Origin of the sequence: Streptomyces afghaniensis (assembly GCF_044327915.1) — a bacterium.
In the GTDB taxonomy this organism is placed as follows: Bacteria; Actinomycetota; Actinomycetes; order Streptomycetales; family Streptomycetaceae; genus Streptomyces; species Streptomyces afghaniensis.
This window is the reverse complement of the sequence record NZ_JBIRGJ010000002.1, coordinates 304,850-330,936: the sequence shown is the minus strand read 5'-3', so window position 1 is coordinate 330,936 and position 26,087 is coordinate 304,850. Positions and strand designations below refer to the sequence as shown.

The 26,087-nt window shown below is 72.6% G+C and carries 19 protein-coding genes; 8 read left to right on the top strand and 11 right to left on the bottom strand.

The features are described from left to right. Positions 1-114 precede the first annotated feature (114 nt). Positions 115-1,548: an MFS transporter gene (locus ACH4G3_RS07725; protein WP_397623645.1), complete on the bottom strand. Its 1,434-nt coding sequence runs from the start codon at positions 1,546-1,548 to the stop codon at positions 115-117. A 101-nt stretch (positions 1,549-1,649) separates the two neighbouring features. Between ACH4G3_RS07725 and ACH4G3_RS07720 the strand changes: the two genes are divergently transcribed. Continuing rightward, the gene (locus ACH4G3_RS07720; protein WP_397623644.1) at positions 1,650-2,591 is read left to right on the top strand and encodes an MmyB family transcriptional regulator; all 942 of its coding nucleotides are present in this window, start codon (positions 1,650-1,652) and stop codon (positions 2,589-2,591) included. On the opposite strand, the gene ACH4G3_RS07715 is transcribed toward ACH4G3_RS07720, so the two are convergent. Then, complete coding sequence (locus ACH4G3_RS07715) at positions 2,588-4,039, bottom strand: MFS transporter (protein ID WP_397623643.1); 1,452 nt, start codon at positions 4,037-4,039, stop codon at positions 2,588-2,590. The genes ACH4G3_RS07720 and ACH4G3_RS07715 overlap by 4 nt on opposite strands. Before the next feature lie 78 nt (positions 4,040-4,117). Here ACH4G3_RS07715 and dusB point away from each other — a divergent pair, with 78 nt between their 5' ends. Beyond that, the gene (gene dusB, locus ACH4G3_RS07710; protein ID WP_397623642.1) at positions 4,118-5,251 is read left to right on the top strand and encodes a tRNA dihydrouridine synthase DusB; all 1,134 of its coding nucleotides are present in this window, start codon (positions 4,118-4,120) and stop codon (positions 5,249-5,251) included. Here the strand turns inward: dusB and ACH4G3_RS07705 are convergent, their stop codons facing one another. From ACH4G3_RS07705 to ACH4G3_RS07695, 3 genes are all read right to left on the bottom strand, one after another. Continuing rightward, positions 5,252-7,048: a sulfatase-like hydrolase/transferase gene (locus ACH4G3_RS07705; protein ID WP_397623641.1), complete on the bottom strand. Its 1,797-nt coding sequence runs from the start codon at positions 7,046-7,048 to the stop codon at positions 5,252-5,254. 165 nt (positions 7,049-7,213) lie between these two features. Next, the gene (locus tag ACH4G3_RS07700) at positions 7,214-9,151 is read right to left on the bottom strand and encodes an amylo-alpha-1,6-glucosidase (protein WP_397623640.1); all 1,938 of its coding nucleotides are present in this window, start codon (positions 9,149-9,151) and stop codon (positions 7,214-7,216) included. Continuing rightward, entirely contained in the window at positions 9,148-10,461 is a 1,314-nt protein-coding gene (locus tag ACH4G3_RS07695; protein WP_397623639.1) for an MGH1-like glycoside hydrolase domain-containing protein, read from the bottom strand. Before ACH4G3_RS07695 ends, ACH4G3_RS07700 begins: the two co-directional genes overlap by 4 nt. A 220-nt stretch (positions 10,462-10,681) precedes the next feature. Here ACH4G3_RS07695 and ACH4G3_RS07690 point away from each other — a divergent pair, with 220 nt between their 5' ends. The 3 genes from ACH4G3_RS07690 (at position 10,682) to ACH4G3_RS07680 (ending at position 15,529) form a co-directional block, all read left to right on the top strand. Beyond that, entirely contained in the window at positions 10,682-11,908 is a 1,227-nt protein-coding gene (locus ACH4G3_RS07690; RefSeq protein ID WP_397623638.1) for an ROK family protein, read from the top strand. Positions 11,909-12,313: 405 nt separating this feature from the next. Next, the gene (gene ppdK, locus ACH4G3_RS07685) at positions 12,314-15,061 is read left to right on the top strand and encodes a pyruvate, phosphate dikinase (protein ID WP_029181336.1); all 2,748 of its coding nucleotides are present in this window, start codon (positions 12,314-12,316) and stop codon (positions 15,059-15,061) included. A gap of 168 nt (positions 15,062-15,229) precedes the next feature. Then, the gene (locus tag ACH4G3_RS07680; RefSeq protein ID WP_397623637.1) at positions 15,230-15,529 is read left to right on the top strand and encodes a hypothetical protein; all 300 of its coding nucleotides are present in this window, start codon (positions 15,230-15,232) and stop codon (positions 15,527-15,529) included. Positions 15,530-15,661: 132 nt separating this feature from the next. Here the strand turns inward: ACH4G3_RS07680 and ACH4G3_RS07675 are convergent, their stop codons facing one another. The 5 genes from ACH4G3_RS07675 to ACH4G3_RS07655 form a co-directional block, all read right to left on the bottom strand. After that, positions 15,662-16,180: an NUDIX hydrolase gene (locus tag ACH4G3_RS07675; protein WP_397623636.1), complete on the bottom strand. Its 519-nt coding sequence runs from the start codon at positions 16,178-16,180 to the stop codon at positions 15,662-15,664. A 91-nt stretch (positions 16,181-16,271) separates the two neighbouring features. Next, a complete protein-coding gene (locus ACH4G3_RS07670) occupies positions 16,272-16,781 on the bottom strand; it encodes an excalibur calcium-binding domain-containing protein (protein WP_397623635.1) in 510 nt (169 codons plus the stop codon). Positions 16,782-16,890: 109 nt separating this feature from the next. Beyond that, positions 16,891-18,045 carry an alkaline phosphatase PhoX gene (locus ACH4G3_RS07665; protein WP_397623634.1) on the bottom strand — a complete coding sequence of 385 codons (1,155 nt, stop codon included), beginning with the start codon at positions 18,043-18,045 and terminating at the stop codon, positions 16,891-16,893. A 132-nt stretch (positions 18,046-18,177) separates the two neighbouring features. After that, on the bottom strand, positions 18,178-19,668 hold the full coding sequence (locus ACH4G3_RS07660) for a sensor histidine kinase (RefSeq protein ID WP_397623633.1): 1,491 nt from the start codon (positions 19,666-19,668) through the stop codon (positions 18,178-18,180). Continuing rightward, positions 19,665-20,480, bottom strand: coding sequence for a response regulator transcription factor (locus ACH4G3_RS07655; RefSeq protein WP_397623632.1), 816 nt, complete (start codon positions 20,478-20,480; stop codon positions 19,665-19,667). Before ACH4G3_RS07655 ends, ACH4G3_RS07660 begins: the two co-directional genes overlap by 4 nt. 217 nt (positions 20,481-20,697) lie before the next feature. On the opposite strand from ACH4G3_RS07655, the gene ACH4G3_RS07650 reads away from it, so the two are divergent. The 3 genes from ACH4G3_RS07650 (at position 20,698) to ACH4G3_RS07640 (ending at position 25,122) form a co-directional block, all read left to right on the top strand. Beyond that, on the top strand, positions 20,698-21,303 hold the full coding sequence (locus tag ACH4G3_RS07650) for a carbonic anhydrase (protein ID WP_397623631.1): 606 nt from the start codon (positions 20,698-20,700) through the stop codon (positions 21,301-21,303). A 1,106-nt stretch (positions 21,304-22,409) separates the two neighbouring features. Continuing rightward, positions 22,410-24,104 carry a SulP family inorganic anion transporter gene (locus ACH4G3_RS07645; RefSeq protein WP_397623630.1) on the top strand — a complete coding sequence of 565 codons (1,695 nt, stop codon included), beginning with the start codon at positions 22,410-22,412 and terminating at the stop codon, positions 24,102-24,104. A gap of 91 nt (positions 24,105-24,195) precedes the next feature. Continuing rightward, positions 24,196-25,122, top strand: a complete 927-nt coding sequence (locus tag ACH4G3_RS07640) for an oxidoreductase (RefSeq protein WP_397623629.1) — start codon at positions 24,196-24,198, stop codon at positions 25,120-25,122. Positions 25,123-25,125: 3 nt separating this feature from the next. On the opposite strand, the gene ACH4G3_RS07635 is transcribed toward ACH4G3_RS07640, so the two are convergent. Then, positions 25,126-26,064: an SMP-30/gluconolactonase/LRE family protein gene (locus ACH4G3_RS07635; RefSeq protein ID WP_397623628.1), complete on the bottom strand. Its 939-nt coding sequence runs from the start codon at positions 26,062-26,064 to the stop codon at positions 25,126-25,128. Between the last annotated feature and the right edge of the window lie 23 nt (positions 26,065-26,087).

Here is a 26,087-nt window from a genome sequence, read left to right as displayed (position 1 = left end):
CGCCTCCCGCGTCCAGGAATCCGGCGGATCCGGTCTGCTCGCAGCAAGGAGTGTGCTGCAAGACCAACATCAACAGGGTTTTCCCGGACGCGAGTTATCAGGCCGTGAGATACCTCAGGCGACCGTGCGCGGCAGCCGGAGACTCAGCAGGCCGGTCAGCACCACACCGGCGAGCTGCACCAGCAGCGTCGTGACCAGGGCGTCCCGCATGCCGATCCCCGGGACCAGGGACAGGAACAGCGTGCCCAGGGTCGCCACCCCGAGCGCCAGCGCCGACTGCTGAGTGGTGATCATCACGCCGCTGCCGACACCGGCGCGGGCGGGCGGCACCTCGGAGAGGATGACCCGGTAGACGACGGGGAGTTGCAGGGCCTGGCCCGCGCCGGCGACCGCCGCCCCGGGGAGCAGCTCGACGAAGCCGAGGTGCGGCCAGAAGCGCCAGGCGGCCAGGGCCATCAGCGCCAGACCCAGGCCCTGGAGCGCGGCGCCCGCCGTCACGACCCGCGTGCCGTACCGGGCGACCAGCCGCGGGCCCAGCAGCGAGAAGACGAAGAACACCACCGCCAGCGGCGCGAGCGCCAGGCCCGCGGCGACCGGGTCGAGCCCGGCGCCCTGCTGCAACGCCACGGCGATCACGAACATGAACCCGCTGAAGCCGATGGAGAAGGGCAGCACCAGCAGCAGCCCGCGGCGCAGGGAGGTGAGTGCGAACAGACTCGGCGGGACCAGCGGCGTGCGGCCCGCGCGGTCGGCTCGCCGCTCGACCACGTAGAACGCCGCCGCCACGAACGGGAACGCCACCAGCGACAGCCAGGTCCACAGCGGCCAGCCCGCCGCCCGGCCTTCGGTGAGCGGGACGAGCAGCGTGAGGAGCGAGGCCGCCAGGAGGACCGTGCCCGGGACGTCGACCGGCTCCGGGCGTGCGGAGCGGGTCTCGGGGACCGTGCGGGCGGCCAGGAACAGCCCGGCGAGGACGACCGGCACGTTGACGAGGAACACCGACCGCCAGCCGGTCCCCGCGATGTCGGCGGCCACCAGGACTCCGCCGAGGATCTGCCCGGCCACCATGGACAGCCCGGCGGTCGCGCCGTACAGGCCCATGGCCTTCGCCCGCCGGGGGCCGGTCGTCGTCGCCTGGATGGTCGCGAGCACCTGCGGCAGCATCGCGGCGGCCGAGGCGCCCTGTGCGACCCGGGCCGCGACCAGCGACCAGGCGCCGGGCGCCAGTCCGCACGCCAGCGAGGTCAGCCCGAAGGCCGCCATGCCGACGAGGAACAGCCGCCGCCGGCCGAACAGGTCACCGAGCCGTCCGCCGAGGACCAGCAGGACGGCGTACGACACCCCGTACCCGGCGACGACGAGTTCGAGGACCGACTCGCTCGCGGCGAGGTCGGTGCCGATGGTGGGCAGGGCGACGTTCACGATGAAGAAGTCGATGAGCGGGAGTGCCGCGGCCAGCAGCACCGTGAACAGTCCGAGCCCGCCGAGCGCGGGACCCGGGGCGGCGGGGGAGCGGACGGGACGTGAAGTGAGGGATTCCGTGGTCACGTCATCAGCCTGCGGCGGCGCTCAGGCTGGTACCAGAGTGTCCTTATCCTGGTAGTGACACCACCTGGAAACAGGGTCGGGACGGCGGCAGGCTGAAGGGTATGACGACCATGGCGCAGCAGACACCGGCCCACCCGCGCGAGGCGTCCGGCGACGGGGACGTCCGGCGGCACGAGCTGGCGGCGTTCCTTCGCAGCCGCCGGGAGCGGATCGCGCCCGAGCAGGTCGGTCTGCCCCGCGGCCGCCGGCGCCGCACGCCGGGGCTGCGCCGTGAGGAGGTCGCCCAGCTCTCCGCCGTGGGCGTCACCTGGTACACGTGGCTGGAGCAGGCCCGGGACATCCAGGTCTCCGTCCAGGTCCTCGACGCGCTGGCCCGCGCGCTGCTGCTCGACCCCAGCGAGCGCGCCCACCTCTTCCGGCTGGCCGGGGCCGCCGACCCGACGCCGGCGACCACGTGCCCGTCGGTCACGCCGGCGATGCGGGCGGTGCTGGAGCAGGTCGAGCCGTTCCCGGCGTGCCTGCAGAACAGCCGGTACGACATCCTCGCCCACAACCGCACCTACGGGTTGCTGTTGTGCGACCTGGACGCGGTGCCGCCCGAGGACCGCAACTGCATGGTCCTGTCCTACACGCACGCCGAGTGGCAGTCGTCGATCGTGCACCTGGAGGAGACGCAGCGGCTGATGGCCGCGCGCTTCCGGGCCGCGATGGCCGGCCATCTCGCCGAGCCCGCCTGGACGATGCTCCTGAAGCGACTGCGCACGGAGTCCCCCGCCTTCCGCACGGCCTGGGACCGCCACGAGGTCGTCGCCCACCGCACCAAGCGCAAGGAGTTCCTCAACCGCCACGTCGGCCGCATCACCGTCGACCACACGGACTTCTGGCTGACGCCGGGGACGGGCCCGCGGATCGTCACGTACGTCCCGGCGGACCAGGAGTCCCGGGAGCGCTTGGAGAGGCTGCAAGCCATAGCGCTGAGCAGAGAACCCGACCGTCAGGGGCGCGGGGAACTGCGCGACCAGCCAAAACTCACCCGCGGCTAGCCACGGTCCGCAGCCGCCACGACATCCCGCACCTCAGCGGACTCCAGCCTCGCGGCCGTCCGCTCGGCAGTCCCCCGGGCCCAGCGCCCACTGCTCACCGCCCCCAGCACCAGCACCGCGAACCCGCACGCCGCGATGATCCACCAGCCCGGCCGCGCGGCCGGCACGAACAACTCGCGGTACGAGGACGCGCCCACGCCGGAGGCGAGCACCGCGCCCACCACCGCGACGCCGAGCGTCTGGCCGAGCTGGCGGCTCGTGGAGGCGACGGCCGAGGCGACGCCCGCCTGGGCGCGCGGCATGCCGGAGACCGCCGTGTTGGTGATCGGCGCGTTGACGAAGCCGAAGCCGATGCCGAACAGGGCGTACGCCGCGAAGAGGGTGGTGTCGGAGGTGTCGGCCTCGAACGCGGCGAAGAGGATGCCGCTGACCGTCATCGCGCAGCCCGCGATCAGCAGCGGCACACGCGGGCCCCGGCTGCCGACCAGGCGGCCGGAGAGCGGGGCGCACAGGAACGTCGGGGCCGCCATCGGCAGCATCCACAGGCCCGCCTCCAGGGCGTTCAGGCCGCGCACGTTCTGCAGGTACAGCGTGGACAGGAACAGGAAGCCGCCGAGCGCGGCGAACGCGCTGATCGCGATCACCGTCGCCCCGCTGAACGGCGCCGAGCGGAAGAAGCGCAGGTCGATCAGCGGCTGCGCGCGGCGTGGTTCGTACCACAGCAGGCCGATCAGCGCGGCCAGGGCGACGACGGCCGGCGGGACGATCGAGGCGAACGGCGTGCTCGGCGCCGCGATGATCGCGTACGTGAGCGTGCCGAACAGCGCGATCACCAGGAGCTGCCCGACCGGGTCCGGGCGGCGGGCCTCGGCGGCCCGGGACTCGGGGACGAAGCGCAGGGTGAGGAGCAGTGCCGCCAGGCCCACCGGCAGGTTGATCCAGAAGATCGAGCGCCAGCCGACCGACTCGACGAGGAGCCCTCCGACCAGCGGGCCGGCGGCCATCGATATGCCGACGACCGCGCCCCACGCGCCGATCGCCCGGGCCCGCTCGCGCGGGTCGGTGAAGGTGTTGGTGATGATCGACATGGCGACCGGGTTCAGCATCGAACCGCCCACGGCCTGCACCATCCGGAAGGCGACCAGCGCTTCCAGGCTGGGCGCGAGGGAGCACAGGACCGAGCCGAGGGTGAAGACGACCAGGCCCGCCATGAAGACGCGCTTGCGGCCGATCCGGTCGGCGGTGGAGCCGGCGAGCATCAGCAGCGAGGCCAGGACCAGGGTGTAGGCGTCGATCGTCCACTGGAGGCCGGACGTGCTCGCGTGCAGGTCCTGTTGCATCGAGGGCAGGGCCACGTTCAGGACCGTGTTGTCCAGGCTCACGATCAGCAGGCTCATACAGCAGATCGCGAGCACCAGCATGCGGCGGCGAGGGCTGAGCTCGGGCATGGCCGCCATCGTACGCCGATTTCGATAGTGTGGCTAACTAATGAATTTTGCCATCTCATTGCACGGCACAATGGAGGCATGTCCACGCCCCTCCAGATCGGTCCGCACACCGTCCAGCCGCCCGTCGTCCTGGCCCCCATGGCCGGGATCACCAACGCGCCCTTCCGCACCCTGTGCCGGGAGTTCAGCGGCGGCAAGGGCCTGTTCGTCAGCGAGATGATCACCACCAGGGCGCTGGTCGAGCGCAACGAGAAGACGATGCAGCTCATTCACTTCGACGCGAGTGAGCGCCCCCGGTCCATCCAGCTGTACGGCGTGGACCCGGCGACCGTCGGCAAAGCCGTCCGCATGATCGCGGAGGAGGACCTCGCCGACCACATCGACCTGAACTTCGGCTGCCCGGTGCCGAAGGTGACCCGCAAGGGCGGCGGATCCGCGCTCCCGTACAAGCGGAACCTGCTGCGGGCCATCCTGCGCGAGGCCGTAAGCGGCGCCGGCGACCTGCCCGTGACGATGAAGATGCGCAAGGGCATCGACGACGACCACATCACCTTCCTCGACGCCGGCCGGATCGCCGTCGAGGAGGGTGTCACGTCCATCGCGCTGCACGGCCGCACCGCCGCCCAGCACTACGGCGGCACCGCCGACTGGGACGCCATCGCCCGGCTGAAGGAGCACGTGCCGGAGATCCCCGTGCTCGGCAACGGCGACATCTGGTCGGCCGAGGACGCCCTGCGGATGGTGCGGGAGACCGGCTGCGACGGAGTGGTCGTGGGGCGCGGGTGCCTCGGGCGGCCCTGGCTGTTCGCGGACCTCGTCGCGGCTTTCGAGGGGCGTGCTCAGGACATCGCACGGCCCACCCTCAGGGAAGTCGCCGACGTCATGGTCCGGCACGCCACGCTGCTCGGCGAGTGGATCGGGGACGAGTCGCGGGGCGTGATCGACTTCCGCAAGCACGTCGCCTGGTATCTGAAGGGCTTCGCGGTCGGCTCCGAGATGCGCAAGCGGCTCGCGATCACCTCGTCGCTCGAAGAGCTGCGGGCCGGTCTCGACGAGCTCGATCTCGACCAGCCCTGGCCCGCCGGCGCCGACGGGCCCCGGGGCCGTACGTCCGGCAACAACCGGGTGGTGCTGCCGGACGGCTGGCTCAAGGACCCGTACGACTGCGCGGGCATCAGCGAGGACGCGGAGCTGGACACCTCCGGCGGCTGATCAGCCGCCCGAGGCGTGCGGTGTGGAGCCGAACGCCCTGAGGAAACGGTCGCGGAACGCGCTCATCTTCCAGACGGGGGCGTCCCGGTCCGGCTTGAGGCCTTCCGTCCAGTTCCAGTCGGCGACCTTGTCGAGGACCTTCTGGTCCTTCGCGACGATCGACACCGGCACGTCCCGGCTCGCGCGGTTGCCGCTGACCCGGGCCATGGGCTGGTGGTCGCCGAGGAAGACCAGGACCGTGTCGTCGGTGCCGTAGCGCTCCAGCCACTGGGTGAGGCTGGTGACCGAGTACTGGATGGACTTGCCGTACTCCTCGCGGGACCTGGTGGTGTCGGTGATGACGTCCGAGGCGTTGTTGCCGGCCTTCTGGATCGGGTCGAAGACCGAGCCGTCGCCCAGTTCGTCCCAGCCGACCATCTTCGGGAGGGGTGCCCAGGGCTGGTGACTGGAGGTCAGGATGACGAACGACATCAGCGGCTTGTCGCGCTTCTTTCCGTGCACCCGGCGCTGGAACGCCTCCAGCGCGTACTGGTCGGGCATCGTCGACCAGCTGAACTTCGGCCCCTTGTAGCCCAGGTCGAAGGCGTCGTAGAGCTTGTCGAGGCCGTACCACTTCTCCTCCGGCCAGCCCTTCTGCACGCCCGGCATCACACCGACCGTGTCCCAGGCGCCGGTCTTCTGGAACGCCTTGGTGAGGGTGAGGTGGTCGCCCGCCGTGACCGTGCGGTAGCGGCGCTGGTTGTCGATCCACAGGCCGGACATGGTCGTGGAGTGGCCGAGCCAGCTGCTGCCGCCGAAGGTCGCCGACGTCAGCCAGCCGCTGCGGGCGTGGAAGCCGGCCTTCGCCAGGGCCTCGGTGCTCGTGTCGAGGGTGCGGTCGACGCCGGGTGCCATGACCGGGTCCTCGACGGCGCTGCGGCCGTAGCTCTCGATGAACGTGAAGATCACGTCCTTGCCGCGCAGGTCGGGCAGGAGCTGACCGGGCGGGGTGTTGCCGAAGGTGTCCGCCTTCGACTGCCGCACGAACGCCGCCTCGTCCCGCAGCGACTCCACCGTCCGCTGCGCGTGCACCCGCAGGGCCCCGGCCCCGCGCTCGGAGGCGACCGGACCGCCGAACAGCGTCAGGCCCAGCGCCGAGCAGGTGACCCAGACCGTGCCGGCGAGCAGGGTGCCCTTGGTCGCCCGGAGCCGGTGGCGGGCCAGTACGTCGCTGAGCCGGATCGTCGCCGCGACCATGACGGCCGCCACGAGCAGGACGAGCACGACCGCGCCGACGGCGGCGGCGGTCGCGACGCCCCCGCCCAGCGTGTCCTCGACGTACGCCTGCGCGTCCGGGAGCAGGTCCCAGTCCAGCGCGGCGTTGAAGCCCCGGCCCAGGTACTCGTTGAACCCCATGTCGAGCAGATTCACCGTGGTCAGCGCGGTGAGACCGAGCCCGTACAGCACCGCCGCCACGAGCCGGGGCCGGCGCGGCAGCGCCAGCATCACGACGGCCCCGACGACCGCCTCCGCGGGGATCCGCGCGAAGCGGTCCGGTTCGACGGCGGGGAGGGTGTTGGGCATGAGCAGGGCCCCGAGGACCAGGACGGCGGCGAGGGCGGTGGTGGTCAGGCGGAGGGCGCGGGCGGCCCGGGGGTGACGGGTGCGCCAGGTGCGCAGGTGGGTGAACCGGGATCTGGGCCCGGGAGTCTCCACTTCCTCGGTGACGGCATCCCCCCTCTCCGCACGCTCCGCCTCGGACCCGTCCCCTGGTATGCCCGGCTGCGATGACTGGCGGAAGCGTGTGAAGACAGGCACCCGGAGGTCCTTCCCGTACGAAACCCGGTGAGGTGGCGGACCCGCGTGGGGGTACGGGTCCGCCGCAGTTCCGTACGGGGCGCCCACCAGGTGCGTTCAGCCCACCGGGCCAGCGCTCGGCAAACACCGGGCAAACGGCCGGCCAACGGGCCGGCCGGCCCGCCCTCAGGCGCCGCCGACCGCCGTGAGCAGTGCCAACGGGGCCGACGCCGACCGGGACTCGCGGACGCACGCGTGCGGGTACGGCACCGGCTCGGGATGGGTGTCGCGGCCGTAGCCCGCGAGGACCTCCGGCAGCCGGTGGCCGGTCGTGCTGGCCGCGTCGACCAGGCCGCGGGCGATCGCGCGGGCCTCGTCGTGCAGCCCGTAGCGGGCCAGGCCCAGCGCGATCAGCGCGTTGTCGTGCGGCCAGACCGAGCCGCGGTGGTAGGAGAGCGGGTGGTAGGCGGGCTGGCCGGCGGCCAGGGTGCGCACGCCCCAGCCGGAGAAGAAGTCCGGTTCGAGCAGGCGCCGGCCGACCAGTTCGCCGTACTCCTTGTCCAGCAGGCCCGACCACAGCAGGTGCCCGGCGTCGGAGGCGAGCGCGTCGACCTGGTCGCCCCGGCCGTCGAGCGCGAGCGCCGGGAAGGAGTGCTCCGGCATCCAGAAGTCCCGCTGGAAACGGTCGCGCAGATCACCGGCCGCCTGCTCCAGCAGATCCGCGTACGTCCCGTCCTGCCAGACCGTGCGCGCGAGCCACGCCGTGCGGCGCAGCGCGTCGTACGCGTAGCCCTGGGCGCCCGCGGCCATCACCGGGCCGCCCGGCCGGGTGCCCTCGGCGGAGCAGATGGCGCCGGGGGAGTCCTTCCAGTTCTGGTTGGCGAGGCCGCCCTGGTCGGCGCGGTAGACGAGATAGCCGCGCGAGGTCAGGCCACCGTGGTCGAGCATCCAGCCGACCGCCGCCCGGGCATGCGGCTCCAGGCGGCGGGCCGGGCCGGTGTCGCCGGTCTGCTCGGTGTACGCCCCGAGCAGGACGAGGAACAGGGGCGTGGCGTCGACCGAGCCGTAGTAGCGGCCGTAGGGGACCTGGCCGAAGTGCGCCAGTTCGCCGTGCCGCACCTCGTGCACGATCTTGCCGGGCTGGGCGACCTCGCTGACACCGGTGTCCGTGGCCTGGGTCGCGGCGAGCGCGGGCAGTGTGGCGGCGGCCAGCCGGGGCCGGTAGGGCAGGGCGAACAGCGAGGTCAGCAGGGCGTCCCGGCCCAGCAGGGTCAGGAACCAGGGGGCGCCGGCGGCCGGCACGCGCAGCTCCTCGCCGTCCGGGCCCTTCGCCGGGACCTGGAGCGAGGCCAGGTCGGCGAGGCCCCGGGTGCAGGCCGCGGACAGCTCCGGCCAGCCGGCCGGCAGGGCCACGCCCTCCATGAACCGGCCCTCCCGGTCGAGGAGTTGCTCCTTCAGGGCGGCGGGGGAGCGGGGCACGCGCAGGGCGCGCTTGTCGCCGTGCGGGCGGGCCATGACCCGCAGGACCAGCTCGGCCGTGCCGTGCGGTTCGAGGTCCAGGGTCCACACCAGGCGGCGGGCGCCGGTGCCGGTCTCCTCCACGGTGTCCGGCTGGGGCTCGGCCGTCACGGTCGTGACGGACAGCCACTCGCCGCGCCGGTAGCTGAACTCCACACCGTGCCCGAGGACCTTGCGGGAGCGGACGGCGCCCGCCTTCGTGTAGGTGCGGTGGTCGGAGCGCAGCTCGAACTGGTCGGTGAAGTCGGCGTCGGCGGTGACCGCGAGGCGGACCGTCGTGGGCACCGGGCGGTTGCTGGTGACCCGCAGCGACTCCACGAACGAGGCGTCCCCGACGGCCTGTTCGCGAAAGAGCGTGTACGCGGGCGGCTCGTTGCGGCCGCCGCGCGGCACCAGGACGCAGCGCGCGGTGTCCCCGTCGGCCACCGGCGTCAGCGTCTCGGGCACGGCCCCGTCGACGGTGAGCTGCCACCGGCTCAGGTGCCGCGCGTCCCGTACGAACATTCCGTCCGGGGCGCTGCCGCCCCGGTAGCCGCTGATGTCGCCGCGGTCGCCGACGGCGGCGAACGTCCCGCCGTGCACGAGCAGATGATGCCGGTCCGTCATCCCCGGTCCCCTCCCTTGATCGCCGTGACGCCGTTCCTGTCCCATGCGGGCCGGTCGTGCAGCAGGTCGAGCGTGAGCGCGGCGGTCCAGCCGAAGCCGGTGGCGCCGCAGGCCTGTGCGGTGTACGGGTCCACGTACTCCGCGAAGTCGGAGGCGCCCGCGGTGTGCAGGATCCCCTTGCGCAGGGCGTCGGCCCGGCCGCGCTCGCCGTGCAGCCGCAGCCCGCGCTCCAGCAGCCAGCTGGTGTTGAACCAGGCCGGGCCGCGCCAGTAGCGGTGCGGGTCGAAGGCCTCGCCGAGCAGGTCGTAGCTGGGCACGAGCCGGGTCGTGCCGCCGAGCCCGAAGTGCGGGCCGCTCAGGGTGCGCACCAGGGTCGCCGCGAGGTCTTGCGGCAGGCTCGGCAGCAGCAGCGGGACGAGCCCGGAGACACCACGCTCGGGGATCAGCTCCGCGGCGGGCACGTCCCGGCACAGGAACATCCCCGCCGTCGGCTCCCACAGCCGCTCCACCAGGGCGGCGGTGAGGCGCTCGGCGCGGTCCTGCCGGGCCGAGGCCGCCGCGCCCAGTTCGTTGGCGATCCGGGCCAGGGCGTACTCGGAGGCGATGAGCAGGGCGTTGAACGCCGGGTCCTCCACGGCGAAGTCGCCCGGTCCGTCCTGATACCCACGGTCCCGGTAGTCGGCCGCCAGCCGTACGTACCGTCCGTAGTCCAGATCCGTCGGCCGGTCCTCGGGGGAGCCGTGCGCGAGGTCGGCGCGGCGGAAGGAGCTGGCCGGGGCCGGAGTGACCCGGGAGAGCGGGCGGTCCCAGCAGGGGCTGTTGTCCATACCCTGTTCCCAGGGGTGCACGACGGACACCAGTCCGCCCCCGCCCAGGTCACGCCGGTGCAGCAGATACCGGTGCCAGGCCGCGAGGCGGGGATACGCCCGGGCGAGGAAGCCGCGCGCCCGGGACAGACCGGGGTCGGCGAGGTGCACCAGCCACGCGGCCAGCGCGTGGACCGGTGGCTGCACGATCCCGGAGGTCTGTACGGTGCGCGGGGCGCCCGCCGCCCGCCCGGCGGTCGAGGAGCGCCAGAAGTCGGGGCTCGGGAAGTACGCGTCGAGGGGGACGGAGGGGTTGAAGACGATGTGCGGGATCCGCCCGTCCGCCCACTGGGCCCCCAGCAGCGTCTCCAGCTCCGTCTGCGCCCGTAACGGCGACACGTGCCGCAGGCCGATCGCGATGAACGCCGAGTCCCAGGACCACTGGTGCGGATACAGACCGCGCGAGGGCACGGTGGACGTGCCCGTCCAGCCGGCCTCCAGCACGGCGGCTGCCCGGACGTGCAGGGGTGGCGCGGGACGGGACGGATCGTATGCAACGGTTCGTCCTGTGGGACGGGGGGCGCGTTGGGCAATGCTGTCCACTCGGGGCTCTCCGGAAAGACGTCCGGCCGACCGGTTCGGCTGCGGCTACCGTGGGGTTACGTCTATTTAACACGCAAAACCCACTATGTAAGGCAAGGTTGAGAAACACAAGGGGGTGTGCATGACCGGACGGCCCGTCAGAACGGGACGAGGTGCCGGCCAGGCGAGTGCCGGGGAACTGCTCGAACTGGTGCGCAGTCGCCGCGCCGTGACCCGGGGTGCGCTCCAGCAGGCGACCGGGCTGTCGCGGGCCACCGTCGGGCAGCGGCTGGACCGGCTGTTCCGCGCGGGCTGGCTGCGCGAGGGCGCCGTGGGGCCGGTGGACTCCCCGCTGGGCGGGCGCCCCTCCATCACCCTGGAGTTCGACGACGAGCACGCGGTGGTCCTGGCCGCCGACCTCGACACCCGGCACGCGCGGGCGGCCGTGCTGTCGCTGAGCGGCGAGATCCTCGCCGAGCACTCCGGCACCCTCGTCGTCGAGGACGGGCCGGACGCCGTGCTGGGGGAACTCGGCCGCTGGTTCGGCGAGCTGCTGGAGAAGACCGGCCGCGGGGCCGATTCGGTGTGCGGGGTCGGGCTCGCCGTGCCCGGCCCGGTCGACACCGAGACCGGCCGCGTCGTCCAGCCGCCGATGATGCCCGGCTGGGACGGCTACGACATAAGGAGCCGGCTGGCCCGGGCGCTCACCGAGCACACGGGCGCCGCCGCCGTGCCGGTGCTGGTGGACAACGACGCCAACCTCATGGCGTACGGCGAACAGCGCACCGGCTATCCCGACTGCTCCGCCTTCGTACTGGTCAAGGTCTCCACCGGCATCGGCGCCGGGGTCGTGGTGGACGGGGCGGTGTTCCGGGGCATCGACGGGGGCGCCGGGGACATCGGGCACATCCGGGTGCCGGAGGGCACCCAGACGCTGTGCCGGTGCGGTTCCTACGGCTGTCTGGCCGCCATCGCGAGCGGCGGGGCGGTGGCGCGGCGGCTCGCGGAGGCCGGGGTGCCGGCGGCCTCCGGCTCGGACGTGCGGGACCTGCTGGCGTCCGGCCATCCCGACGCGGTCGGCCTCGCCCGGGAGGCCGGGCGCCGGGTCGGGGACGTGCTGGCGACCGTGGTGACGCTGCTCAACCCCGGGGTGCTGATGATCGCCGGGGATCTGGCCGGAACCCCGTTCCTCACGGGCGTGCGCGAACTGCTCTACCAGCGGGCGCTGCCCCGCTCCACCGCCCACCTGGACATCGTGACGGCACGGCTCGGCGAGCGGTCCGGGCTGGTCGGGGCCGGGGCGATGGTCGTGGAGCATCTCTACGCCCCCGAGCGGGTCGAGGAGCGGCTGCGCGCGCTCGGGGTGTGACCGGGACATTTCGCCCCCGGGACGCGTCCGCATGGTGAAATCTCGTCGGCTGTGGCAGCGTGATTCTCGCCACCCTTGATAAGGGTTGCGCTCAGATGAGCGGATCTTGAGCGGCTGCACTTCTCCAAAGACTGGCACTGAGTGCCACCCTTTGATCGTTCATCGAGCGAAATCAAGCGTGCTGAACGCCGCTCATATGAGCGTGAGGCGGGCTCAACGGAGGTTCGTGCGTTCAAGAAGTGAAAACATACGGCTGTGATCGCTTGCCGAGCCTTGACTTTCGATCCACTGGCGGACGAGTGGTTACAGGCGTATGACGCGCGAGTGGACGTACCCAGAAGCCTTTGATCTGGGTATGTTCCTCGCCGTCAGGGCAGCCACCGCGTCCTCGAGGAGTCGAGACCCGTGTCGGAAAACAAAGATCCCCACGTAGCTGAGCACGGTAAGAGTGTTGAGGGCGTGAAGTTCGTTTACGACTTCACCGAGGGCAACAAGGACCTCAAGGACCTCCTCGGTGGCAAGGGCGCGAACCTCGCCGAGATGACGAACCTGGGCCTTCCGGTCCCGCCCGGCTTCACGATCACCACCGAGGCGTGCAAGGTCTACCTGGAAAGCGGCGAGGAGCCGGCGGCACTGCGTGACGAGGTGAGTGCGCACCTCGACGCGCTGGAGCAGCGCATGGGCAAGAAGCTCGGCCAGGCCGACGACCCCCTGCTGGTCTCGGTGCGCTCGGGCGCCAAGTTCTCCATGCCGGGCATGATGGACACCGTCCTCAACATCGGCCTCTCCGACAAGTCGGTGCAGGGCCTGGCCAAGCAGGCCGGCGACGACCGCTTCGCGTGGGACTCCTACCGCCGCCTCATCCAGATGTTCGGCAAGACCGTCCTCGGCGTCGACGGCGAGCTCTTCGAGGACGCGCTGGAAGCGGCCAAGGCGGCCAAGAAGGTCACCGTCGACACGGAACTGGAGGCGGCCGACCTCAAGAAGCTCGTCACCAAGTTCAAGAAGATCGTCAAGACCGAGGCCGGCCGGGACTTCCCGCAGGACCCGCGCGAGCAGATGGACCTCGCCATCCACGCGGTCTTCGACTCCTGGAACACCGACCGCGCCAAGCTCTACCGCCGCCAGGAGCGCATCCCGCACGACCTCGGCACGGCCGTCAACGTCTGCTCGATGGTCTTCGGCAACCTCGGCCCCGACTCCGGCACCGGCGTCGCCTTCACCCGTGACCCCGCCTCCGGCCACCAGGGCGTCTACGGCGACTACCTGCAGAACGCGCAGGGCGAGGACGTGGTCGCGGGCATCCGCAACACCGTGCCGCTCGCGGAGCTGGAGCAGATCGACAAGAAGTCGTACGACCAGCTGATGCAGATCATGGAGACGCTGGAGAACCACTACAAGGACCTCTGCGACATCGAGTTCACCATCGAGCGCGGTGTGCTGTGGATGCTCCAGACCCGGGTCGGCAAGCGCACCGCGGGCGCGGCCTTCCGCATCGCGACCCAGCTGGTGGACCAGGGCCTGATCGACGAGGCCGAGGCGCTCACCCGCGTCAACGGCGCCCAGCTCGCGCAGCTGATGTTCCCGCGCTTCGACGAGAGCGCGAAGGTCGAGACGGTCGGCCGGGGCATCGCGGCCTCGCCGGGCGCGGCGGTCGGCAAGGCCGTGTTCGACTCCTACACGGCGGTCAAGTGGTCCCGCTCCGGCGAGAAGGTCATCCTGATCCGCCGTGAGACCAACCCCGACGACCTGGACGGCATGATCGCAGCCGAGGGCATCCTGACCTCGCGCGGCGGCAAGACCTCCCACGCGGCCGTGGTCGCGCGCGGCATGGGCAAGACCTGTGTCTGCGGCGCCGAGGAGCTGGAGGTCGACACCAAGCGCCGCCGGATGACCGTGCCGGGCGGGCACGTCGTAGAGGAGGGCGACGTCGTCTCCATCGACGGCTCGACGGGCAAGGTGTACCTCGGCGAGGTACCGGTCGTGCCGTCCCCGGTCGTGGAGTACTTCGAGGGCCGGATGCACGCCGGTGCCGAGGACGCCGACGAGCTCGTCGAGGCGGTCCACCGCATCATGGCGTTCGCCGACCGCAAGCGCCGCCTGCGCGTCCGGGCCAACGCGGACAACGCCGAGGACGCGCTGCGGGCCCGCCGCTTCGGCGCCCAGGGCATCGGCCTGTGCCGCACCGAGCACATGTTCCTCGGCGACCGGCGCGAGCTGGTGGAGCGGCTGATCCTGGCCGACACCCAGGCCGAGCGCGAGGAGTCCCTCAAGGAGCTGCTGCCGCTCCAGAAGCAGGACTTCGTCCAGCTCTTCGAGTCGATGGACGGCCTCCCGGTCACCGTCCGCCTCCTGGACCCGCCGCTGCACGAGTTCCTGCCCGACATCACCGAGCTGTCGGTCCGCGTGGCCCTGGCGGAGTCCCGCCAGGAGCCGCACGAGAACGAACTCCGCCTCCTCCAGGCGGTCCACCGCCTGCACGAGCAGAACCCGATGCTCGGCCTGCGCGGCGTGCGCCTCGGCCTGGTCATCCCCGGCCTGTTCACCATGCAGGTCCGGGCGATCGCCGAGGCCGCCGCCGAACGCAAGGCCGCCAAGGGCGACCCGCGCGCCGAGATCATGATCCCGCTCGTCGGCACGGTGCAGGAGCTGGAGATCGTGCGCGAGGAGGCCGACAAGGTCATCGCCGAGGTCGAGGCGGCCTCGGGCACGCAGCTCAAGCTGTCCATCGGCACGATGATCGAGCTGCCGCGCGCCGCCCTGACCGCCGGCCAGATCGCCGAGGCCGCCCAGTTCTTCTCCTTCGGCACGAACGACCTGACCCAGACGGTGTGGGGCTTCTCCCGGGACGACGTGGAGGCCAGCTTCTTCACCGCGTACCTGGAGAAGGGCATCTTCGGCGTCTCCCCGTTCGAGACGATCGACAAGGACGGCGTCGGCTCCCTGGTGAAGCTCGCCGCCAAGGCCGGCCGCGAGACCCGCCCCGACCTCAAGCTCGGCGTCTGCGGCGAGCACGGCGGCGACCCGGAGTCGGTCCACTTCTTCCACGAGGTGGGACTCGACTACGTCTCCTGCTCCCCCTTCCGCATCCCGGTGGCCCGGCTGGAGGCGGGCCGGGCGGCGGTCCAGTCGCAGGGCAGCGACCACCGGTAGACCCGTGGCCCGTGCAGGGCCACTCGAGAACCCGGAGCCGTCGGCGGTCCCCGACCACCCTCACCGATCGCGGCGGCTCCGGAGCACGGAGGAGAGCGGGGCGGCACCTTGTGCGGAGGTGCCGCCCCGCTCTTCCGGCTCCTGCCGGGTTGTGCGGGACACTGGGGCATGGACACCAAGCCGGCCCCGGGCACCCTGAGCACAGGCCGTCGTTCGCACCTGGACGAGGCACTGGAGATCTTCGAAGCCGATCTGAACCCGGACGACCCCGTGCACCGGAGCGCGGGACAGCTCGCGAACCTGGCCGTCCAGGTGCTCGGCGAGTACGCGGACCTCCTCGCCGAGGCCGACCGGCATCTGCCACCGGCCGAGCGCACCCGCGTCGTGTCCGCCCACAAGGAGCGTGCCATCGAGGGGCTGTCCCGGCTTGCGGAGATCCTGGACATCGAGATCGAGGACGCCGGCTGACGGCCGGCCCACCCGCAGTGTCGGCACCGCCTACCCGGAGGAGCGGAACTGGTTCGACATCGCGCTGGGCCGCTGCTTCGACGTGCTGATCCATCAGGACCGGGTGCGGGAGGCAAGGGCCTTGGGGGGCTCTCACTGCTGCAGACCTTCCCGCAGGCATACGACGGTTCCGGTCAGGGCGGCCGTGTGCAGGGCGGTGAGGGCCGGCAGCGGCGTAGCCAGTGGGGTGGATTCCAGGTCCGCGAGGGCGAACAGGCCGTCCTGGTCGTGTTCGCGACTGCGCCTGACGGTCTGTCCGGGGGCGAGGCGGCCGCCGTGGAAGTAGAAGTCGATCACCGGGCCCGTGCCCTTCACGTCGGCCCGGTGGTCGTAGCCGATGAACCGGGGCTCCCGGTCCAGGACGATGCCGGTCTCCTCGTGCAGCTCCCGGCACGCGGCACCGAGGGGGTCCTCCCCGTGGTCGAGCATGCCGCCCGGCAGCCCCCAGAGCCCGGCACCGGGCTCGTCCCCGGCGTAGCGCAGCATCAGCATCCGGTCCTCGGCGTCGAGGAGCAGGACGCACGAGGCGACGATGGTCTGCGGCAGCGTCCTGACCCACTCGTCGCGCGGCAGCACGCGCGGTACGTCGGTGGCGGGCACGGTCGTGTCCACGGTGGTGTTCCTTCCGTCGTCCGGGCAGCCCGGGACGAGCTGCCCGAACGGTGGAACGGCCGGACGCGCGGATGGTCACCGCGTACTCGTGTCACGTGTCGCAGGCGATCCCGTCGTCGTCACGGTCCAGGTGGGAGGCGTAGCCGGGTTCACCGCGGCGGATGGGGGCGGCGCCGGCGGCACGGACGGCGTCGCAGTTGGCGTAGTAGACGTCCGCCGAGCCGTCCGAACCGCCCGAACCGCCCGAACCACTGTCGTCGGAGCCGCCGCCCGCGGCCGGTCGTGCGGTGACCGTGGTGGTGGCTCTGACGGTCTTGGTGGCGGTGACCGTGGGAGCGGGTTCCGGCTTCTTCGCGAGCGGTGTCGCGGTGGCGGTGGCGGTCGCGGTGACCGTGACCGTCGGCTGCGGCTTGGCGGCCGCGGGCTTCACGTCGGCCGTCGTGTCGCCGGAGGCGCCGATACCGACACCGATGAACCAGGCCAGGCCGAGGGCGGGCAGCACATAGCGCTTCCGTGCCCAGCGGGGCGCCGGGCGGGCGGGCTGCGGCGCGGGCGGCACGGGATACGGGTTGTTGTGCGGGCCGGTGTACGGATTGGTCATGGTCATCCCCCCAGTGGTGGCACGTGAGGGGATGACCGTAGGTCCGCGCACCCCCGGGTGGGGGAGAGGTGACCATTTTGTGATGGTCACGTGAAGCGGGGTGGTGCGGCTATGCGCGGAACGGGCCCTTCACCTCGTAGGTGATGCCGCCCGAGGAGCTGCCGCTGGTGCCGCGCTGGCTGGAGAAGTACAGGCGGGTGCCGTCGGGGGAGAAGGCCGGGCCCGTGATCTCGGAGCCGGACTGGCCGTCGATGCGGAGGAACGGGGCGACCACGTCGGCGGGGGTGATGACGCAGATCTCCATGTTGCCGCCGTCCTCGGCGACGAAGAGGTCGCCGGAGGCGGCGCCGGTGACGTTGTCGACGCCGGTGAGGGGGGCCGTGCCGCTCACCAGGGAGTCGTCGTAGGCGAGTTCGATGGTCTGGGCGGCGGCGTTGTACTGCCAGACGCGGTTGTCGCCCTTCGTGGTGAACCAGCAGGTGTCGTTCGCGTAGTAGCAGCCCTCACCGCCGTTGAAGCGCTTGGCGCCGGAGACCTGGCTGCGGGTGGCGGTCGCGCCGGAGGGGTCGGGGACCCGGGCCCAGGTGACCGGGCCGCTCGTGCCGCTGCCGGCCACCATGACCTCCAGCGTGCCGGAGGAGAGGTCGCCCCATGTCGTCGGGCGGAAGCGGTAGAAGCAGCCGTCCGTCACGTCCTCCGTCATGTAGACGACCTGGCGGACCGGATCGGCCGCGGCCGCCTCGTGCTTGAAGCGGCCCATCGCGTCACGGCGGACGGAGGCCTTGGCGCCCCAGGGGTCGGTCTCGAAGACGTAGCCGCGGTCGACCTCCTCGCAGGACAGCCAGGTGTTCCACGGCGTCTTGCCGCCGGCGCAGTTCTGGCGGGTGTTGGACAGGATGCGGTACGCGCCGGTGATCGCCCCGGTCGAGGAGAACCTCACCGCGCTCGCGCCGCCCGAGGGGTTGATCTCGGAGTTGGAGACATAGATCCAGCCCGTGCCGTCGGCGTAACAGGCGCCGCCGTCCGGGGCGTTGTGCCAGGTGTAGGAGGTGGTCCCGACCCGCTGGCCCGACCGGGCGATCACCCGGCTGGTGAAGCCGCTGGGGAGTCTGATGCCGTTGGCGTCCGGGGAGCCCAGCGGCCCGTAGGGGCCGGCGCCGGGCTGGGCGGGAGCCGCGTACGCGGCGCCGCGCCACAGGGTTCCGCCCAGGGCGGCCGAAGTGCCGCCGAGGACGGCCGCACGCAGGAGGCTACGACGTTCCACTCTCACTCCAAGAGGTGCCGTACCGCCCTGCCGCCGGTCGACGGCAGGGTTGTGCGCGGGGGGAGGCGGGAGGGACGCTAAGCGGGCAGGGTTGACGGAGCGTGGACAACTCGTGACCGTGGGGCGGCAGGCTCACGCGGGCAGCGCCGGGGCCTCCCGTCTCCGGCCGCCCCTCGGCCGGTCGGCGCCCGGTGGGTGTCCCTCGGCCGGTGGTCGTACGGACGGCAGCCGGATCACCACGTCCAGGCCGCCCGTCGCCGCCGCGTGCAGGGTCGCCTCGCCGCCGCTGGCGTGGGCGAGGCGCTGCACCAGGGCGAGGCCGAGTCCCGAGCCGCCCTTGGGCGCGCCCGGGGCGCGCCAGAAACGGTCGAAGGCGCGGGCCCGCTGCTCCTGCGTCATGCCGGGGCCCTCGTCGGTGACGTGCAGGTCGACCCAGCGGGGGCGGCTGTCGCGCAGGGCGCGCCGGGGCGGGGCCGGCATCCGCAGCTCGATCGTGACGGTGCTGCCGGGCGGGGACGCCCGCAGGGCGTTGGACAGCAGGTTGTCCATGATCTGCTCGACGGCCCCCGGCACCGCGAGCACCGGGCCGACACTGCCCCCGAAGAGCACGAGGGAGACGTCCTCCCGTGCGAACAGGGGCTGCCAGGTGCGGTGCCGTTCCGCGCAGACCGCGCCCAGGTCGACGGTGGCGGGGATCGCCGCGTGCTCCTCCAGCCGGGCCATCGCCAGCAGGTGCTCGACCATCCGGGCGAGCCGGTCCGTCTCCGTGACGGCGGCGGTGAGACTGCCCCGGGCCCGGGCGGCGACGTCCGGCTCCAGATTCTCCAGGCGCAGCCGCAGCGCCGCGAGCGGGGTCTTCAGCTGGTGCGAGGCCTCGCCGGCGAACGCCCGCTGGGAGGCGAGCAGATGGGCGAAGCGGGCCGCGGTGCGGTTGAACGCCGCCGCCAGACTCCGTACTTCCGGTGGGCCCTTCGTGATCGTCACCGGGGTGAACCGGCCGCTGCCCTCTCCCAACTCGTGCGTCGCCTGCTCCAGTTCGCGGATGGGCCGGCCGGCCCAGCGGGCGAAGGCGAAGCCGACCACGGCCACCGCCGTCAGCACGGCCAGTCCGCCCAGGGCGAGCAGCAGCCACACGTGGTGGACCCGCTCGTGCACCGTCCGCGTGGGCACCGTAAGCCACACGGCGCCCACCGGGCGGGCCTCCTGACCGACCGGCGCGGCCACCGACAGGTACTCGACCCCGCCGATCGTCGAGGTGCGCACGTCCACCGTCGAGGTGCCCCGCAGCGCGGCCGCGATGCCCGGCCGGTCGGCCAGAGCGCCGGACACCGAGGTGTCCATCGGGTGCGAGGTGGCCAGCGGCACGCCCGAGACGCCGACGATCACCACCTTCCCGCCGATGCGCTGCGCGCAGTGCGCCACCCGCGCGGGCAGGTCCCGCTCGGCCCGCCCCGCCGCGAGGGACAGCGCGGCGTAGGCGGAGACCGACTCGGCCTCGTCCTTCGCCGCGTTGACCACCTGCTCCCGCTCGCCGCGCGAGTAGACGAAGCCCAGCGGGATCTCCAGGCAGAGCAGCACCAGCGCGGCGAGGCTGAGGTAGCTGATCAGCAGCCGACGGGTCATGGAGAGGCCACCCGCGGGGCGTTCGGCCCCGTGTGCACGGCCAGCCGGAAGCCGACGCCGCGCAGGGTCCTGATCCACGCCGGGTGGCCCAACTTGCGGCGCAGCGCGGCCACATGGACGTCCAGCGTCTTCGTCGGGCCGTCGTAGTGCGGATCCCAGACGCGGTCGAGGATCTGCTGGCGCGAGTAGACCGCGCCCGGGTCCTCACTGAGCAGCGCCAGCAGGTCGAACTCCTTGGGGGTGAGCGGTATCGGGGAGTCGCCGACCCAGACCTGACGGGTGCGGCGGTCCACGACGAGCGGGCCCGGGTCGTGCGGAGGGTCGGGGGCCGGGTCGTACGACGGTGTGGCAGAGGGGTCGGCTGCTGTGACCGGCGATGTCGCCGGAGTGGCCGGAGTGGCCGGAGTGGCCGGTGTGGCCGGTGTGTCCGGCGGCTCCGGGAACGCCTGCTGTGTGCGTTGCGTGCGGCGGGTCACCGCCCGGACCCGGGCCACCAGTTCCCGCACGCTGAATGGTTTCGCCAGGTAGTCGTCGGCGCCCAGTTCCAGGCCCAGCACGCGGTCGGCCTCCTCGCCGCGGGCGCTGAGGATGACGATGGGCACGTCCGAGACCTGCCGGATGCCGCGGCAGACGTCGATGCCGTCCATGTCGGGCAGTCCCAGGTCGAGCAGGACGACGTCGTTGTACGGGCCTCTCAGCCCGTCCGTGCCCGTGGCGACGTGGTCGACCGTCAGCCCGAAGTGGCCCAGCCCTTCGGTGAGCGGTTCGGCGATCGTCTCGTCGTCCTCGATGAGCAGCACTCGTAGGCCCATACGTCCTGTCTCTCCGTGAAGCCGACATGAATCCGGGCAGCGTGAATTCGCATTTGCCGCCCTGGAGTTCACACGCTACAAGATGACCGTTCGTCTGGGTATCCGGACAAAGAATGTTCAATTCCTGGCCGGGCTCTGGAGTTCGCTTAACCTTCCGTTGTAGGTCGTCCGTCTACGGTGGGGTGAACAGAGCGAAACCGCAGTTCAGGAGGCTGAGTTGAAGGCATTGCTGGATCGTGCCCGCACGTTCAGGACGCGCGTCGATTTCGACAGTGGCGAATACCGGAAACTGGCCGAAGGGCAATATCCGGAGGCGTTGTTCATCACCTGCTCGGACTCCCGGGTCATACCCGCACTCATCACGGGCGCACGGCCCGGGGAGATATTCGAGCTGCGCAACGCGGGCAATATCGTGCCGCCCTACGGACGGCCCGGGGCCTCGGGAGAGGCGGCCACCATCGAATACGCACTGGAAGTCCTCGGGGTTCAGGACATCGTGGTGTGCGGTCACTCACACTGCGGCGCGATGGGCGCGCTGAAGTCCGGCGACGACCTGTCCGCGCTGCCCGGCGTGGACGCCTGGCTCCACATCGCCCGCCCCGAACTGGCCCCCGTACTGGAGTCCGCGCCGGACGACCCGTCGCTGCCGGAGGTGTCCCAGGGGAACGTCGTCAACCAGCTGGCCGCGCTGCGGAGTTACCCGGTGGTGCGCCAGCGGCTCGACTCGGGCCGGCTGCGGCTGCACGGCTGGTACTACGAGGTCGACACGGGGTTCGTCTACGAACTCGGCGACGACGGCGCCTTCCGGGTGCATGCCGCGTGAGCGGGGCACATGCGCGGGGGCGGGTACGGGGCGGCGGCGCCACGCCGGGTGGCCGGCAGACCGGCCCTGCGGGAGACGCGGGGGGCTGGGGGTCGGCTCGTTCCGAGGGGGGAGCTGCGGAGGGCTCGGGGGACTGGGCGCCGGACGGCTTCCCGGCGGGTCCGGGCGCTCGCGGTGAGGGCGCGGCGGGGTGGGGGCCGGCTGGTTCCGGGGCAGGTGCCGCCGATTGGGGGACGGGCGGCTCCGCGGACGGCTCGGGGCACTGGGAGGCGGGCGGCTTCACGGAGGGCCCGGGGGACTGGGGATCGGGTGGCCGCGGGGAGGGCGCGGCGGACTGGGGGGCGGTCGGCTCCGACGGGGGCGCTTCGGACTGGGGGCCGGGCAGGCCGGTAGGTGGTTCGGCGGGGGGTTCCGCCGGCTGGGGACCAGGCGGCCCGGCGGGCGGTTTGACGGGGGGTCGGTCGGGTGGCCCCGGAGGTGGCCTGGTCGGGGATTCGGCGGGGGGTGCTGGGGGCGGTCGGTCGGGTGGCCCCGGCGGTGACTCGGCGTGGGGCTCGGCGGGTGGTGCTGCGCGTGGCCGGTCGGGAGGTTCGGCGGGTAGCCGGTCGGGCGGCCCGGATGGCGGCCCGGCGTGGGACTCGGCGGCGGGCGCTGCGGGCGGTCGGTCGGGTGGCCCCGGCGGTGACTCGGCGTGGGACTCGACAGGGGGCGCTGGGGGCGGCCGGTCGGGTGGCCCCGGTGGTGACTCGGCGTGGGACTCGGCGGGTGGTGCTGCGCGTGGCCGGTCGGGAGGTTCGGCGGGTGGCCGGTTGGGTGGCCCGGGTGGCGGCCCGGTGTGGGAGTCGGCGGGGGGCGCTGGGGGCGGTCGGTCGGGTGGCTCCGGCGGTGACTCGGCGTGGGACTCGGCGGGTGGCCCCGGTGGCGGTCCCGCGTGGGACTCGGCGGCGGGCGGTCGGTCGGGTGGGCCGGAGGGGGGTTCGTACGGCGGTTCCGGTCGCGGTCCGGTGTGGGACTCGGCCGGTGGTGGTGCGGGACGGGGGCCCGGCGGTCCACCCGGTGGCCCGGGGGGTGGCGCGGCCGGTGTTCTGGGCGGGCTGATCGGCCGTGTGAAGGGCGGGGGTGCCAAGGCAGGGGCCAAGGGTGACCTCGTCACCGACATCACCGCCTCGCTCGTCGTCTTCCTCGTCGCCCTGCCGCTGTGCATCGGTGTCGCCGTCGCCTCCGGCGTGCCCGCCGAACTCGGGATCATCTCCGGGGTGATCGGCGGTCTGGTCGTCGGCGCGGCGCGCGGCAGCACGCTCCAGGTCAGCGGGCCGGCCGCCGGCCTCGCCGCGCTGGTCGCCGAGACCGTCGCCGAGGTCGGCGTGGCCATGCTCGGCGTGATCGTGCTGTTCGCCGGCCTCCTCCAGATCATCCTCGGGCTGGTGCGGCTCGGCCGGATGTTCCAGGCCATCTCGGTCGCCGTCGTCCAGGGCATGCTGGCCGGCATCGGCGTGCCGCTGATGTTCAGCCAGGCCTATCCGATGGCCGACGCCAAGGCACCCGGCACGGCGCTCGAGAACATGGCCGGCCTCCCCGGACTGCTGGCCGGGATCCTGACCGACCCGCAGGCGATGATCGCCACCCTGCTCGGTGTCGTCACGATCGTGCTCAGCTTCGTGTGGAAGAAGGTGCCCGGCCCGGCCGGGAAGATCCCGGCAGCGCTGGTCGCCGTGGGCATCGGCATCGTGGTCGCCGCGCTGCCCGGCGTGGACGTGAAGACGCTCCAGGTGGGCAATCTGCTCGCGTCCGTGTCGCTGCCCGGGCCGGAGCAGTTCGCCGGGCTCGCGGACGGCGCGGTCATCACCGCCATCCTCACCTTCACGGTCATCGCGTCCGCCGAGAGCCTGTTCACGGCCGCCGCGGTGGACCGTATGCACAGCGGCCCGCGCACCCGCTACAACACCGAGCTGATCGCCCAGGGCGCCGGCAACACCGTCGCCGGCATCCTCGGCGCGCTCCCCATCACGGCGGTCGTCGCGCGCAGTTCGGCCAACGTCCAGGCCGGGGCCAAGACCCGGCTCTCCCGCACCCTGCACGGCCTGTGGCTGCTCGCGTTCGCGCTGCTGCTGCCGCAGGTGCTCGCGCTGATCCCGATCTCGGTGCTCGCCGGTGTCCTCGTACACAGCGGCTGGAAGCTGTTCGGGCCCGCCGAGTTCCCGAAGATGTGGCGGCAGGACAAGGGCGAGTTCGCGGTGATGACGCTGACCACCCTGGTCATCGTCGTGACCGCGCTGCTGGAGGGCGTGCTGGTCGGCCTCGCCGCGGGCATCGTGCTGGCCGCGCTGCGCATGTCCCAGACCGCGATCCGCCAGCACGTCGAGGACGACACGGCCAAGGTCGTCATGGCCGGCAACGCGACGTTCCTGCGGCTGCCGAAGGTGATCGAGGCGCTGGAGGCCGCCGCAGCGGCCGGGAAGCCGAGGATCCGGCTCGACCTGACCGGCGTGACCCACCTGGACCACGCCTGCCGCAACCAGGTCGAGGAGTTCACCGCCCAGCAACGGGGGTTGGGGCTGCGGGTGGAGCTGCTGATGCCGGGGGAGGCGAAACCGGCCGGCGGCCGGGCCGCTGCGCCGCCCGCCGGAGAAGCCCAGGCGCCGCTGCCCAAACGGCCTGTCACGGCCATGGCCGAGGAACCGTGGGGCGAGTCCATGGGGGATTCGGCCCCGCCCTCTCCCTGGCCCACCGCCGACGCCGAGTGGTTCTACCTCGACACCCGTCCCCTCCCGGACGACCAGCGGTCGAGCCCGGTGGGCTGACGGAGCGGCCCGGAGCCGGTGGCCCCGGGCCCGCCTCGCCTCCAGGCCGCCTCGTAGGCTGGATCGCGGCCACCGACGGAGGGAGCCTGCCATGCCAGGCTGGGACACACACGACATCCCGGACCAGAGCGGCCGCGTCGCCGTCGTCACCGGCGCCAACAGCGGGATCGGGTTCGTCACGGCACGGGAACTGGCCCGCAAGGGCGCGCGGGTGGTGCTCGCGTGCCGCAGCGAGGCCCGGGGCGACGAGGCCGTGGACCGGCTCCGGGCGGAACTGCCCGAGGCCCGGGTCGAGCTGGGCCGGCTCGACCTCGGGGACCTGGCCTCCGTAAGGGAGTTCGCGGCCGGATTCCCGTACGAGCGGCTGGACGTGCTCGTCGACAACGCCGGGGTGATGGCGCTGCCGTACGGGACGACGGTGGACGGCTTCGAGAGGCAGTTCGGGGTCAACCACCTGGGGCACTTCGCCCTCACCGGCCTGCTGATGCCCGCGCTGCTGGCGGCGCCGGGGGCCCGGGTCGTGGTCGTCTCCAGCGGGATGCACGCCCTCGCCAACATCGACATGAACGACCTCAACAGCGAGCGGCGCTACCGGCGCTGGATCGCCTACGCCCGTTCCAAGACGGCCAACCTGCTGTTCACGCACGAACTGGCGCGCCGGGCCGCGGCGCACGGCACGGACCTGGTGGCGGCCGCGGCCCACCCCGGGTACGCGGCCACCAACCTCCAGACCACCGGACCGCTCGCCGAGGGGCGCCCGGCCGCCGAGCGGCTCGTGCGGATCGCCAACCGGGTCATCGCCCAGCCGGCCGAGGCGGGCGCGCTGCCGATCCTCTACGCCGCGACAGCACCAGGCGTACGGCCCGACTCCTTCACCGGCCCGCACATCGCCATGTGGCGCGGGGCGCCCGCACCGTCCTGGCGGGCGCCCTGGACCCTCAACGACACGGCGGGGCAGCGGCTGTGGGCCGCGTCCGAGGAGCTCACCGGGGTGACGTACGACGCCCTGAAGGCATGACGCTCACAGGGACACGGCCACCGCGTTGAACGTCGTCTCCGGCGTCTGCGGGCTGGTGAAGCGGGCGTTGACCAGGTAGAGGCGGTTGCCGAAGCGCGCGGCGGTGGTGGGGACGTCGAACCGCGGGTCGGTGATCGTCCTGCTCAGGGTCGCCGTGGTGGCCTGCTCGTCGAGGTGCCAGACGGTGATCTTGTTCAGGCGGTTCTGGACGACGTACAGGGTGCGGCCGAGACGGACCAGGCCGTCGCCGCCTGACACGTCGGTGCCGCCCTCCAGCGCGATCCTCGTGGCGTGGCCGGTCCTGAGACCGACGTTGTACAGCTGCCCGGCGTTGACGACGATCAGCCCGCGGCCGTCGGGGGTGGCGACCAGGCCGTTGGCGCTGTTGGTCCCGGCCGGCGCCTGCACCCACTCGCCGGTGAGTTCGAGGGCGCGGACCTTGCCCTCGCGGCCGCGCGGGACGCCGTGGAGTACCGCGTCGCGGGAGTCGGTGAACCAGGCGCGGTCCCGGTGCAGGACGACGTCGTTGATGAAGGGGGCGGCGTCCTGGGTGAGCCGGTACGTGGTGAGCAGTTCGCCGCTGCGCGAGTCGACGATCCTCGCGGTTCCCCCGGCGCCACCGGCCACGTAGAGCAGGCCGTCGCCGTCCAGCTTCAGCCCGATGGAGGCGAGACCGGTGGCGCCCTCGTGCAGGACCTCGCCCTTGCCGGTGCGCAGGTCGGTGCGGTAGACGGCCCCGTCGGCGCGGGAGCCCATGTAGGCGTACGGCCTGCTGCCTATGGTGATGCCCTCGGGGAGCCAGCCGTCGGGCAGCGGGAACTCGGTGGGCCAGGCGGTGCCGGCGGCCGCCTGTGCCGTGCCGGTGCCGGCGGTCGCCGCGAGCGCGGCGACTGCCCCGCCGAGCACGGTGCGCCGGGACGGCCGGGGGTGGTTCCGGGTCATGGTCGGGCCTTTCGTGAAGGTGG